General features: G+C 73.2%; 14 protein-coding genes. 2 read left to right on the top strand and 12 right to left on the bottom strand.

Translation table 11 applies throughout. The features are described 5' to 3' along the window. Positions 1-70 precede the first annotated feature (70 nt). The 4 genes from ACZ62B_RS31530 to aroH all read right to left on the bottom strand — a co-directional run bounded on the left by ACZ62B_RS31530 (position 71) and on the right by aroH (position 2,999). Complete coding sequence (locus ACZ62B_RS31530) at positions 71-718, bottom strand: lysophospholipid acyltransferase family protein (RefSeq protein WP_344561579.1); 648 nt, start codon at positions 716-718, stop codon at positions 71-73. Then, on the bottom strand, positions 715-1,401 hold the full coding sequence (cmk, locus tag ACZ62B_RS31525) for a (d)CMP kinase (RefSeq protein WP_344561581.1): 687 nt from the start codon (positions 1,399-1,401) through the stop codon (positions 715-717). The genes ACZ62B_RS31530 and cmk overlap by 4 nt, the downstream gene beginning before the upstream one ends. A gap of 153 nt (positions 1,402-1,554) precedes the next feature. After that, on the bottom strand, positions 1,555-2,640 hold the full coding sequence (locus tag ACZ62B_RS31520; RefSeq protein WP_344561583.1) for a prephenate dehydrogenase: 1,086 nt from the start codon (positions 2,638-2,640) through the stop codon (positions 1,555-1,557). Next, positions 2,637-2,999, bottom strand: coding sequence for a chorismate mutase (gene aroH, locus ACZ62B_RS31515; RefSeq protein ID WP_085575144.1), 363 nt, complete (start codon positions 2,997-2,999; stop codon positions 2,637-2,639). The genes ACZ62B_RS31520 and aroH overlap by 4 nt, the downstream gene beginning before the upstream one ends. Before the next feature lie 194 nt (positions 3,000-3,193). Here aroH and ACZ62B_RS31510 point away from each other — a divergent pair, with 194 nt between their 5' ends. Together ACZ62B_RS31510 and ACZ62B_RS31505 are read left to right on the top strand one after the other, a co-directional pair. Further along, a complete protein-coding gene (locus tag ACZ62B_RS31510; protein WP_469692971.1) occupies positions 3,194-3,625 on the top strand; it encodes a Rieske (2Fe-2S) protein in 432 nt (143 codons plus the stop codon). A 22-nt stretch (positions 3,626-3,647) separates the two neighbouring features. After that, positions 3,648-4,391 (top strand): nucleotidyltransferase domain-containing protein, encoded by a 744-nt coding sequence (locus ACZ62B_RS31505; RefSeq protein ID WP_344561588.1) that lies wholly within the window; start codon positions 3,648-3,650, stop codon positions 4,389-4,391. Here ACZ62B_RS31505 and ACZ62B_RS31500 read toward each other — a convergent pair. The 8 genes from ACZ62B_RS31500 to ACZ62B_RS31465 form a co-directional block, all read right to left on the bottom strand. Then, entirely contained in the window at positions 4,317-5,069 is a 753-nt protein-coding gene (locus tag ACZ62B_RS31500; RefSeq protein ID WP_469692970.1) for a nucleotidyltransferase domain-containing protein, read from the bottom strand. The two genes, ACZ62B_RS31505 and ACZ62B_RS31500, sit on opposite strands and share 75 nt — an antisense overlap. 3 nt (positions 5,070-5,072) lie before the next feature. After that, positions 5,073-6,095: an ADP-ribosylglycohydrolase family protein gene (locus tag ACZ62B_RS31495; protein WP_468723191.1), complete on the bottom strand. Its 1,023-nt coding sequence runs from the start codon at positions 6,093-6,095 to the stop codon at positions 5,073-5,075. Next, positions 6,092-6,811, bottom strand: coding sequence for an NUDIX hydrolase (locus tag ACZ62B_RS31490; protein WP_468723189.1), 720 nt, complete (start codon positions 6,809-6,811; stop codon positions 6,092-6,094). The genes ACZ62B_RS31495 and ACZ62B_RS31490 overlap by 4 nt, the downstream gene beginning before the upstream one ends. Positions 6,812-6,926: 115 nt before the next feature. Further along, entirely contained in the window at positions 6,927-8,042 is a 1,116-nt protein-coding gene (locus tag ACZ62B_RS31485; RefSeq protein ID WP_344561596.1) for a pseudouridine synthase, read from the bottom strand. Beyond that, positions 8,042-8,695 (bottom strand): SMC-Scp complex subunit ScpB, encoded by a 654-nt coding sequence (scpB, locus tag ACZ62B_RS31480; RefSeq protein WP_344561598.1) that lies wholly within the window; start codon positions 8,693-8,695, stop codon positions 8,042-8,044. Before scpB ends, ACZ62B_RS31485 begins: the two co-directional genes overlap by 1 nt. Then, the gene (locus ACZ62B_RS31475) at positions 8,692-9,792 is read right to left on the bottom strand and encodes a segregation and condensation protein A (RefSeq protein WP_468723335.1); all 1,101 of its coding nucleotides are present in this window, start codon (positions 9,790-9,792) and stop codon (positions 8,692-8,694) included. Before ACZ62B_RS31475 ends, scpB begins: the two co-directional genes overlap by 4 nt. A 549-nt stretch (positions 9,793-10,341) precedes the next feature. Beyond that, positions 10,342-10,899, bottom strand: coding sequence for a hypothetical protein (locus ACZ62B_RS31470; RefSeq protein WP_344561602.1), 558 nt, complete (start codon positions 10,897-10,899; stop codon positions 10,342-10,344). Then, positions 10,884-12,011 (bottom strand): ParA family protein, encoded by a 1,128-nt coding sequence (locus tag ACZ62B_RS31465; protein WP_344561604.1) that lies wholly within the window; start codon positions 12,009-12,011, stop codon positions 10,884-10,886. The genes ACZ62B_RS31470 and ACZ62B_RS31465 overlap by 16 nt, the downstream gene beginning before the upstream one ends. Positions 12,012-12,023: the final 12 nt, after the last annotated feature.

Below are 12,023 nucleotides of genomic sequence, written 5' to 3'. Positions count from 1 at the left end.
GTACCTCGTCGTTCATCGTGGTGATCGGTGGAACCCCGTACACAACGGTGATCCACTACTCAAGTGTCGCCTAGCGCCCGGTGAGGCGCCTGGCGTTTTCCAGGTGGGCGGTGAGCTGCTTCTGGATGCGCTCGGTCGCCTCGTCCAGCGCCTTGCGCGTGCGTCTGCCGCTGCCGTCGCCCGCGTCGAAGGGGTCGCCGAAGACGACGTCCACGCGGGAGCGCAGCGGGGGCAGTCCCTTTATCAACCGTCCGCGGCGCTCGGAACTTCCCAGGACGGCCACCGGCACGATCGGCGCTCCGCCGCGTACGGCGAAGTAGGCGAGCCCCGCGCGGAGCGAGGCGAAGTCGCCCTCGCCGCGCGTGCCCTCCGGGAAGATGCCGAGGACGCCGCCCTGCTCCAGCACGCCCAGCGCCCGGGAGATCGCCGTGCGGTCGGTGCTGTGCCGGTCCACCTTGAGCTGGCCGATGCCGGTCAGGAACGGGTCGAGCGGGCCGACGAACGCCTCCTTCTTGATCAGGAAGTGCGTCGGCCGGGGCGCCACGCCCATGACCATGGGGCCGTCGACGTTGTGGGAGTGGTTCACGGCGAAGATCAGCGGACCGGCCGCGGGCACCCGCCAGGCGCCCAGCACACGCGGCTTGAACAGCCCGTACATCAGGCCGACGCCGATGCGCCGGCCGACCTCGGCGCCGCGCACCGATGGGACGTCGGTCACTTCCCGGCCCGCTTCTCCTCGACGAGGGTGACGACACACTCGATGACCTGCGCCAGCGTCAGCTCGGTGGTGTCCACCTCGACCGCGTCGCCGGCCTTGGCCAGCGGGGAGGTCTTGCGGCCGGCGTCGGCGGCGTCCCGCTTGATCAGGGCCTCGCGGGTGGTGTTCAGGTCGGCGCCCTTGATCTCGCCGCTGCGGCGGGCGGCACGGGCCTCCGCGCTGGCGGTGAGGAAGATCTTCAGGTCGGCGTCGGGCAGCACGGTGGTGCCGATGTCGCGGCCCTCGACGACGATGCCGGTGACGGCGGAGGCGGCGATGGACCGCTGCAGCTCGGTGATCCGGGTCCGCACCTCGGGGACCGCGGAGACCGCGCTGACCTTGGAGGTGACGTCCTGTCCGCGGATCGGGCCGGCCACGTCGACGCCGTCGACGGTGATCGTCGGGTCCTGGGGGGCCGTACCGGAGACGATCTCGGGCTTCCCGGCGACGGCGGCGATCGCGGACGGGTCGTCTATGTCGATGCCGTTGGTCACCATCCACCAGGTGATCGCCCGGTACTGGGCGCCGGTGTCCAGGTAGCTCAGGCCGAGCTGCGCCGCCACGGCCTTCGAGGTGCTCGACTTGCCCGTGCCGGAGGGGCCGTCGATGGCGACAATCACGGGCTGGGCGGCGCCGTTTTCCACGGGGGAACACCTTCCTGGTGCGGTGGAGTGGTGTGTGCGGGGCGCGGACACGCCCCGCACCAGATTACCGGCCCCCCGGAACCCCTCCGACAAGCGGACGATCCGGCCCTCCGGGGGACGGACCGTCCCCGGGCCCTCCCCCGCCCCGGCCCGTCACCGGCGGATCGCCCAGCCCCGCTCCCGCAGCCCCGCGACGAGGGCCGGAGCCGCCTTGGGCTCCACCATGAGCTGGACCAGACCGGCCTGCTGTCCGGTGGCGTGCTCGATGCGGATGTCCTCGATGTTGGCGCCGGCGCGCTCGGCGTCCGCGAATATGCGGGCGAGCTGGCCGGGCTGGTCGTCGATGAGCACCGTCACGGTCTCGTAGACGCGCGGCGCGGAGCCGTGCTTGCCGGGGACGCGGACCTGCCCCGCGTTGCCGCGGCGCAGCACGTTCTCGATGCCGGTGCCGCCCTCTCGGCGCTCGTCCTCGTCGGAGGACTGCAGCGCGCGCAGGGCGCGCACGGTCTCCTCCAGGTCGGCGGCGACGTCCGTGAGCAGGTCGGCGACCGGGCCGGGGTTCGCGGAGAGGATGTCGATCCACATCCGGGGGTCGGAGGCGGCGATCCGGGTCACGTCCCGGATGCCCTGCCCGCACAGTCGCACGGCGGCCTCCTCGGCGTGCTCCAGGCGCGCGGCGACCATGCTGGACACCAGGTGGGGCATGTGGGAGACGAGGGCCACGGCCCGGTCGTGGGCGTCGGCGTCCATGACGACCGGCACGGCCCTGCAGTGCGAGACCAGCTCCAGGGCGAGGTTCAGCACCTCGGTGTCGGTGTCCCGGGTGGGGGTGAGCACCCAGGGGCGCCCCTCGAAGAGGTCCCCGGTGGCGGCCAGCGGGCCGGACCGCTCGCGGCCGGACATCGGGTGGGTGCCGATGTACGGGGCCAGGTCGAGCCCGCGCTCCTGGAGCTCGCGGCGCGGGCCGCCCTTGACGCTGGCGACGTCGATGTAGCCGCGCGCCGCGCCGCGCCGCATCGCGTCGGCGAGCACGTCGGCCACATGGGCGGGCGGGGCGGCGATGATCGCCAGGTCGACCGGCCCGTCGGGGGCCTCCTCCGTGCCGGCGCCGAGCGCGGCGGCCGTACGGGCCTGCTCCGGGTCGTGGTCGGTGAGGTGGACGACGACGCCCCGCTGCGACAGGGCGAGCGCGGCGGACGTTCCGATGAGTCCGGTGCCGATGACGAGTGCGGTTCTCACTGGGCGATGTCCTTGCGCAGGGCGGCCGCCGCGCCGAGGTAGACGTGCGCGACGTCCGCGCGGGGCTTGTCGCACTCGATGTGCGCGAGGACCCGGACGACACGGGGCATGGCGCCCTCGATGTCCAGTTCCTGGGCGCAGATCAGGGGGACGTCGACGATGCCGAGCTTGCGGGCGGCCGCGGCCGGGAAGTCGCTGTGCAGGTCGGGCGTGGCCGTGAACCAGAGGCTGATCAGGTCGTCGGTGTGCAGGCCGTTGCGTTCCAGGATCGCGGTGAGCAGCGCGCCGACCCGCTCCTCCATGTGACCGGCCTCGTCCCGCTCCAACTGGACGGCCCCCCGGACCGCGCGTACCGCCACGACGATGCTCCTTGCTGACGTGTCTGTCTGCTGTTCGGTCGTCCAGCGTAGTCAGCCCGCGCGGTGGCGGCGCCGGGCGCCCGCCCGCTGAGACGGGCGGTGTGCACTCTTCAGGGTGGTTTGTCGTGAGTTGCTTCCTGTTCGACGGATTCGGTGTCAGGATGCCGGGGACCGCGACCTCCGGGAGTGACGACATGACCCCTCGTGCAACACGCCGCACGGTTCTGCTCGCGTCGGGCGCGGCGGCACTGGCCGCGGGCTGCGGCTCGGACGGCGGGAACGGCGGAGACGGCAGGGACGGGGGCGGGGGCGGGGGCGGCACCTCGTCGGACACCGCCGGGCAGGAGCTGATCTCGACCGCCGACGTCCCGGTGGGCGGGGGCACGGTCCTCGCGGACGAGAGGATCGTGGTCACCCAGCCGCGGGAGGGCGACTTCAAGGCCTTCTCGGCGATCTGCACCCATCAGAACTGTGTCGTGGCCGAGGTCGCGGACGGCACCGTCAACTGCGCCTGCCACGGCAGCCGCTTCAAGATCACCGACGGTTCGGTGGAGCGGGGCCCCGCGACCCGGCCACTGCCCGCGGAGCCGATCACGGTGGAGGGAAATTCGATCCGCCGGGCGTGATCCACCGCGTACGCTCCCGGGCATGCGCCCCGAGACCCTGGTCGGCGACCACACGATCTACGCCTGCGTCATGGGTTCGCGCGCCTTCGGTCTGGCCACCGAGGGCAGCGACACCGACCGCCGGGGCGTCTTCCTCGCGCCCACTCCCCTGTTCTGGCGCTTCGAGAAGCCGCCGACGCATGTCGAGGGCCCGGCGGAGGAGCAGTTCAGCTGGGAGCTGGAACGCTTCTGCGAGCTGGCCCTGCGCGCCAACCCCAACATCCTGGAGTGCCTGCACTCCCCGCTGGTGGAGTACGCCGACGCCACCGGCCGCGAGCTGCTGTCCCTGCGCGGGGCGTTCCTCTCCCGCGAGGTCCACGAGACGTTCACGCGGTACGCCCACGGCCAGCGCCGCAAGCTGGAGGCGGACGTCCGCGCGCACGGCGCCCCGCGCTGGAAGCACGCGATGCACCTGCTCCGCCTGCTGATCAGCGCCCGCGACCTGCTCCGCACGGGCACCCTCACGATCGACGTGGGCGAGGAGCGCGAGTCGCTGCTCGCGGTGAAGCGGGGCGAGGTGTCCTGGTCCGAGGTGGAGTCCCGGATGACCCGGCTGGCGGAGGAGGGCGCGGAGGCCGCCCGGCGCGGTCCGCTGCCCGAGGAGCCGGACCGGCGCCGGGTGGAGGACTTCCTCGTCCGCACCCGCCGCGCCTCAGCCCTCCAGGCGGGTCCGTACGACGAGGTCGTGCAGGGCGTCGTACGCGGTGGGGGCGTCGGGCAGGTCTGACGCGGCCTGCGCCTCGTCCAGCACACCGTGCAGCCGCTCCACGTCGTCCCGCACGCGCGCGTGGTCGACGGCGGCGTCCCCGTGCTCGCGCTCCGCCTTGGCGGCGATCAGCTCCGGCAGGTGGCCCGGGGCGGCGTCGACCTCCCCGGCGAGGGTGGGCAGATGGGGCTGCACCTCGCCGGAGCGCATCAGGTGGATGCCGGTGAGCAGCACCCGGAAGGTGTAGAGCAGCGGCTTGAGTTCGCCGGTCTTCTCGAACAGCCGCCACTGGGTCTGCGCGAATCCCCGGTAGTGGTGGGCGTGGTGGCTGGTGAGGACGTCCGGGGCGAGCGCGGCCAGCTCGCGGTGGGTGTCGGTGGTGTGCACGACCAGCGGGGACAGCAGCTGTTCCAGGACGTAGCCGTTGCGCCGCAGCATCAGGCGGACGAACTTGCGCAGGTCGTGCGTGACCAGGTCCATCTCGACGCCGTCCCGGACCCACATCCTGGACCGGGTCTCCTCCGGCTCGCGCAGCCCGACGAGGTCGGCGGCCGGCAGCAGGTGCACGCCCCGCAGGTCCACGTCCGAGTCGCGGGACGGGAAGCCGTACAGGTGCGCGCCGGAGACGGTGGCGAACAGCACCGGGTCGGGCTGTTCGGCGATCACCGGGCTCAGGTCGAGGTCCAGGACGTCGGTCATCGCTCAAGCGTCCCAGAGCGTTCCCAGCGCCAGCAGCTCGCCCCGGTACTCGATGCGGTCGGCCCACTCGGCGGGCCAGGCGTCCGCGCCCAGGTACGCGCCCGCGAAGGCGCCCGTGAGGCAGGCGATGGAGTCGGAGTCGCCGGCGGTGCAGGCGGCGCGGCGCAGGGCGGTGAGGGGTTCGTCGACGAAGAGGAGGAAGCAGAGCAGGCCGGTCGCCAGGGCCTCCTCGGCGATCCAGCCCTCGCCCGTGGCCAGGCAGGGGTCGGTCTCCGGCGAGACGGTGCGTACGGCGTCCTGGAGGCGTCCCAGGATCTCCAGGCACTCGTCCCAGCCGCGCGCGATGAAGTGCTCGGGGGTGGGGTCCTGGGAGCGGGTCCACAGGTCGCCGAGCCAGGACTCGTGGTAGCGGGTGCGGTTGTCGTAGGCGTAGGAGCGCAGCAGTCCGATCAGGCCGGTCGGCTCGGCGCCCCCCGCCAGCAGCCGTACGGCGTGGGCGGTGAGGTCGGAGGCGGCCAGCGCGGTGGGGTGGCCGTGGGTGAGGGCCGACTGCAACTGGGCGGCGCCCGCGCGCTGTTCGTCGGTCAGGCCGGGGGCCAGGCCGATGGGGGCGACGCGCATGTTGGCGCCGCAGCCCTTGGAGCCGGTCTGGCTGGCGTCCTGCCAGCGCCGGTCCTCGCGGGCCAGCAGGTGGCAGGCCTTGAGGCAGGTGTTGCCGGGAGCACGGTTGTTCTCGGGCGACCGCCACCACTCCACGAACTCCTCGCGCACCGGCCGCTCCAGCCGCTTCGGGGTGAGCAGTCCCCGGTCCATGGCCGTACGCAGCCCTCTGCCGAGCGCGAGGGTCATCTGGGTGTCGTCGGTGACGATCGCCGGCCTGGGCAGGTCCATCCCCCGCCAGGGTCCGAACTTCGCGAGGATCGACGGCACGTCGTTGAACTCGGTCGGGAAGCCCAGCGCGTCCCCCAGGGCGAGTCCGGTGAGCGCTCCCGTGGCGGCGCGCTTGGTGACGGTGGTCGTGGTCATGCGGGGCGTCCTTCCGGAGTGGGCCGGAGCAGGGGCGGGTGAAGGGCGGTGGCGGTGCCCGCGCGGTAGAGCGCGGCGGGTTTGCCCCGGCCGCCGGTGAGGCGCGCGGCGCCGGGGACGGCTTCGACGAAGCCCGGGGTGGCGAGCACCTTGCGGCGGAAGTTGGGCCGGTCCAGGGCGGTGCCCCACACGGTCTCGTAGACCCGTTGCAGTTCCCCGAGGGTGAACTCGGGCGGGCAGAAGGCGGTGGCGAGGCAGGTGTACTCGAGCTTGGCGCCGACGCGTTCCCGCGCGTCGGCCAGGATCCGGCCGTGGTCGAAGGCGAGCTCCCGCGCGGAGTCGTACGGCGTCCAGCGGGCCTGTGCCGCGTCGCTGCCGCCGTGCGCCTCGGGCGCGTCGGGCAGCAGCGCGGCGAACGCGACGGACACGACCCGCATCCGGGGGTCGCGGTCGGGTTCGCTGTAGGTCCGCAGCTGCTCCAGATGCAGCCCGGACACGTCCGTCAGCCCGGTCTCCTCGCCCAGCTCGCGCCGCGCGGCGCTCTCGGCGGACTCGTCCGGCTGGACGAAGCCGCCGGGCAGCGCCCACCGTCCGGCGTACGGCTCCTGGCCGCGCTCGACGAGCAGCACGTGCAGCGCGCCCGCGCGGAGGGTGAACACGGCGAGGTCGACGGTGACGGCGAAGGGTTCGAAGGCGTACTTGTCGTAGCCGTCCATGACCCGCACCCCCTTTAATAGTCTCAGTGACTATTAAAGGGGGTGCGGGCGGGGCGCACAAGCCCTTGGGGGCGACAGCCCTTGGAGGCCGGAAGCCCTTGGGGGACGGCGGCCCTTAGAGGTCGACCTCCTGCATCAGCATCCCGACCTCGGTGTTCGACAGCCGCCGCAGCCAGCCCGACTTCTGGTCGCCCAGGGTGATCGGCCCGAAGGCGGTGCGCACCAGCTTGTCGACCGGGAAGCCGGCCTCGGCGAGCATGCGGCGCACGATGTGCTTGCGGCCCTCGTGCAGGGTCACCTCGACGAGGTAGTTCTTGCCGGTCTGCTCCACGACCCGGAAGTGGTCCGCGCGGGCGTAACCGTCCTCGAGCTGGATGCCGTCCTTGAGCCTCTTGCCCAGGTCCCGCGGGATCGGGCCCACGATGGCCGCCAGGTACGTCTTCTTCACACCGTACTTGGGGTGGGTCAGCCGGTGCGCCAGCTCGCCGTGGTTGGTGAGCAGGATGACGCCCTCGGTCTCGGTGTCGAGCCGGCCGACGTGGAAGAGGCGGGTCTCGCGGTTGGTGACGTAGTCACCGAGGCACTGCCGGCCCTCCGGGTCCTCCATGGTGGAGACGACACCGGCGGGCTTGTTCAGCGAGAAGAACTGGTACGACTGGGTCGCGACGGTCAGGCCGTCGACCTTGACCTCGTCCTTCTCCGGGTCGACCCGCTTGCCCTGCTCCAGGACGATCTCGCCGTTGACCTCGACGCGCGCCTGCTCGATCAGCTCCTCGCAGGCGCGCCGGGAGCCGTAGCCCGCGCGGGCGAGCACCTTCTGCAGCCGCTCGCCCTCCTGCTCGGCGCCGGGGAAGGTCTTGGGCAGCCTGACCTCCTTCTTGCCCGCGTACCGCTCGCGGTTGCGCTCCTCGGCCCGCGTCTCGTACTCACGGGACGTGGCCGGGGCGCTGCGCCCCCGCTGCTGGGGCCGCTTCGGACCGCCCTTGGCGCCGCCGCGGGCCGAGGGACCGCGGCCCGACTTCGGACCGTCCTGGGTGGCGCCGGGTCCCACGTCGTAGCGCCGCTCCTCCGGACGCGGCTTCTTCGGACGGCCGCCCTGCTTGTCGTCGCGGTTGTTACCGGCGCCGCGGTAGTTACCGCGGCCACCACTGCTCCCGCCGCGGCCGCCGCTGTTGCCACCACGGCTCCCGCCGTTGTTTCCGCTGCTGTTCCTGCCGCTGCTGCTTCGCATCAAAGTTCCGTCTTGTCGTCTGCGTCCTCGGAATCCGGGGCGTCCGGATCGAACGACGGGACCGCTTCCAGCGTCTCGGCCTCGATCGCCTCCGCCTCCGGGAGGAAGGGCGCGAGCTCCGGGAGCTCGTCCAGACCGCGCAGGCCCATCCGCTCCAGGAAGTAGTTCGTCGTCGTGTACAGGATCGCACCTGTTTCGGGTTCCGTGCCCGCCTCCCCGATCAGACCGCGCTGCAGGAGGGTGCGCATCACGCCGTCGCAGTTGACCCCTCGCACGGCGGAGACGCGGCTGCGGCTGACCGGCTGCCGGTAGGCGACGACCGCGAGGGTCTCCAGGGCGGCCTGGGTGAGCCGGGCCTGCTGGCCGTCCAGGACGAAGCCCTCGACGGCGGCGGCGTACTCGGGACGGGTGTAGAAGCGCCAGCCGCCCGCGACGAGGCGCAGCTCGAAGCCGCGGCCCTGGACGGTGTACTCGTCGGCGAGCGCGCGCAGCGCGTCCGCGACCTGATTCCTGGGGCGCTCCAGTATCTTCGCCAGGTGCTCCTCGGTCGCGGGCTCGTCCACGACCATGAGGACCGCCTCCAGGGCGGGCCTGAGGTCGAGCTCCGCGACGGTGCGCGGCGCGGCGGGGGTCCCGGTCGTCTCCTCGTTCACGGCTTCCTCTCCTCCTCGGGCTGCTCCGGCGGCCGGTCGAACTCGTCGGTGACCGTCGGCGCGGCGTCCCCGTCCCCGCCGGTCCAGCGCACGGTCAGCTCGCCGAGCGCGGCCTCCTGGTCGAGGGCGACGGCCTTCTCGCGGTACAGCTCCAGCAGGGCGAGGAAGCGGGCCACGACGGTCAGGGTGTCGTCCGTGTCCTCGACGAGGGCCCGGAAGCTCGCCTCGCCCAGCTCCTTCAGCCGCGCGACGACGATCCCGGCCTGCTCCTGCACGCTGACCAGCGGGGCGTGGATGTGGTCGACGTACACCTGCGGCTCGGGCCTGGGCTGCATCGCCTTGACGGCGAGCCTGGCGAAGCCCTCGGCGCCGATGCTGATGACGACGTCGGGCAGCAGCTCGGCGTGGTGCGGTTCGAGTCCGACGGTACGGGGGTAGCGGCGGCCTTCGTCGTCGAGGCGCCGGCTGAAGATCTCGGCGATCTGTTTGTACGCGCGGTACTGCAGCAGCCTCGCGAACAGCAGGTCCCGGGCCTCCAGGAGGGCGAGGTCGGCCTCGTCCTCCACCTCGGCGGCGGGCAGCAGCCGGGCCGCCTTGAGATCGAGCAGCGTGGCCGCCACGACCAGGAACTCGGTCGTCTCGTCCAGGTCCCAGTCGGGCCCCAGGGCCCGGATGTACGCCATGAACTCGTCGGTCACCTTGGACAGCGCGACCTCGGTGACGTCCAGTTTGTGCTTCGAGATCAACTGCAGCAGCAGATCGAACGGCCCCTCGAAGTTCACCAGCCGAACCTTGAACCGCCCGTCCTCGGCGTCGCCCGCCCCCGGAGCCCCGTCCCCGGACTCCGGTCCGCCCCCTGGGCCACCGGGCCCGGCGGCCCCCGCCCGGCCGACGTCGATCGCGCCGCTCCCGGAACCGGACGCCTCCACGGACTCCGGTCCGCCGGACGCGCTCACCGTCCCGCCGACGGCCGGGGCGTCCGGCCCCGCCGCACGCGCGGCGGTCTCCTGCGTCGGTGGCGTACCCGGCTCACCCGGTGAAGGCCTTCCGGGGAGAATCCCGGCGCCCGCCCGCTCCACGGCCGCCGGGCCGGCCATCGGCCCCGCCTCCCCGCGCACGGCGGTCCCGCACTCCGACGCGACCACCGACTCGACCGACGGGGGACGCCTCGGACCCGGCTCCCCGGCCCCGGCGGCCGTGCCCTCCGGCACCGCCCCCGGCTCATCCGCCTCCGCAGGCTCCCCGCGCGGCGGCGTGGCCGCCGGACCCGGCTCGCCGCGCTCGGCGACGCCGTCCTCCGGCCCGTCCGGTGAAGGCGCGCCCAGGGGCGGCACGGCGTCCGTCTCCCCCGCGCGCGCCCCGAGGTCGGCGACCCCGTGCTCCGGCGTCACCGGCTCGACCGGCGAGAAGTCCCGCGCAGGGGGTTGTTCGGTGCCCGGTGTGTTCTCGGGTGTGCCGTGGGGCGGGCCCGGCTCCCCGCGCTCGGCGGCCCCGCTCTCCGGCGTCGCCCCCGGTGAGGGGCCCACGCCTTCCTCAGGCACCCCCTGCGCGGCCGTTCCCGGCCCCCGGCCCAGGGTGCGGCGGCGGGGCGGGCGGGCGCCGGAGGCGGGGGTGTCGTTCGAGGTCATGGCCTCCGCAGGCTACCGCTACCGCCCGCGGAGGCGTCGTACGAGGATGCTGGCGTCCCCACGGCTCTCCAGGTCGGCGAGGACCACGGCGACCGCCTCGCGGACGATGCGGCCCCGGTCCACCGCCAGCCCGTGCTCGCCGCGCAGCACCAGGCGCGCGTGTTCGAGGTCCATCAGCTCCTCGGCGGACACGTACACGGTGATCTTCTCGTCGTGCCGTTCACGGCCGCTGGGCCGCCGCGACGCCGCCCGCCCCCGCTTGCCGCGCTGGGCCGCACCGTCCTGCGCCGGCTGACGCCGTCCGGAGCCCGCCGCGTCGCGGCTGCGGGACTCCCCGGTCCCGTCCGGCTCCGCGTCCGCCGCGACGTGCTCCGCGCCCTCGCCGTCGCCGCCCTGCGCGGGCACCGACTGCGGCGCGTCCTCCACGGCGGCCGCCGCCGCGTCGCCCTCCCCCGCGGGTGCGGGGACACGGGCGTCGCCGTTGGCCTGGCGCCGGGGGGTCGACGCCTGGAGCGCCATCCCCCCTGTCGTACGGAAGAGTTCGTCGGCCCCCGGCAGACTCACTCGGCGTGACACCGGGCGAGCACCTCCCTGGCGAGCTGGCGGTAGGCGGCGGCACCGACGGAGTTGGACGCGTACGTGGTGATCGGCTCACCGGCGACCGTGGTCTCCGGGAAGCGGACCGTGCGCCCGATGACCGTGTGGTAGACGTGGTCGTCGAACGCCTCGACCACACGCGCGAGCACCTCACGGCTGTGCACCGTGCGCGAGTCGTACATGGTGGCGAGGATCCCGTCGAGCTCCAGGTCGGGGTTGAGCCGCTCCTGGACCTTCTCGATCGTCTCGGTCAGCAGCGCCACACCGCGCAGCGCGAAGAACTCGCACTCCAGCGGCACGATCACCTTGTGCGCGGCGGTCAGCGCGTTGACCGTGAGCAGACCGAGCGAGGGCTGGCAGTCGATCACGATGTAGTCGTAGTCGTCCATCAGCGGCTTCAGCGCCCGCTGGAGGGTGGACTCGCGCGCGACCTCGCTCACGAGCTGCACCTCGGCCGCCGACAGGTCGATGTTGCTGGGCAGCAGGTCCATGTTGGGGACCGCCGTCTTCAGCAGCACCTCGTCGGCCGCCATGCCCCGCTCCATGAGCAGGTTGTAGACGGTGAGGTCGAGCTCCATGGGGTTGACGCCGAGACCGACCGACAGCGCGCCCTGCGGGTCGAAGTCGACGAGCAGCACCCGGCGTCCGTACTCCGCGAGCGCGGCACCCAGGTTGATGGTCGACGTGGTCTTGCCGACGCCGCCCTTCTGGTTGCACATCGCGATGATCTTCGCGGGGCCGTGGTCGGTCAGCGGACCCGGGATCGGGAAGTACGGCAGCGGGCGCCCGGTCGGGCCGACGCGCTCACGGCGCTGGCGCGCCGCGTCGGGCGCGAGCGTGGCCGCGTACTCGGGATCGGGCTCGTACTCGGCGTCGGGGTCGTAGAAGTGCCCCTCGGGCAGTTCGTCGTAGTCGGCGAAATGGTTGTGGGGCGCGCCACTTCCGTCGCCGGCCATGGCGTTCACGTGATGGCCATCCATGCTCTGGGGTGCTGGTTGAGTCACCACCGAAGTCCGGTGGGCTGCGAAGGTGCGCACGGCTACGGAGCCGACAGCAGCGAATCCCGCGGGCTCCTGGTCCGGCGCAGGCATTCCTGGGTGACC

Source organism: Streptomyces sp. NPDC053426, assembly GCF_055585405.1.
The sequence above is the reverse complement of the archived record's forward strand: the minus strand, read 5'-3'. Positions and strand labels throughout refer to the sequence as shown.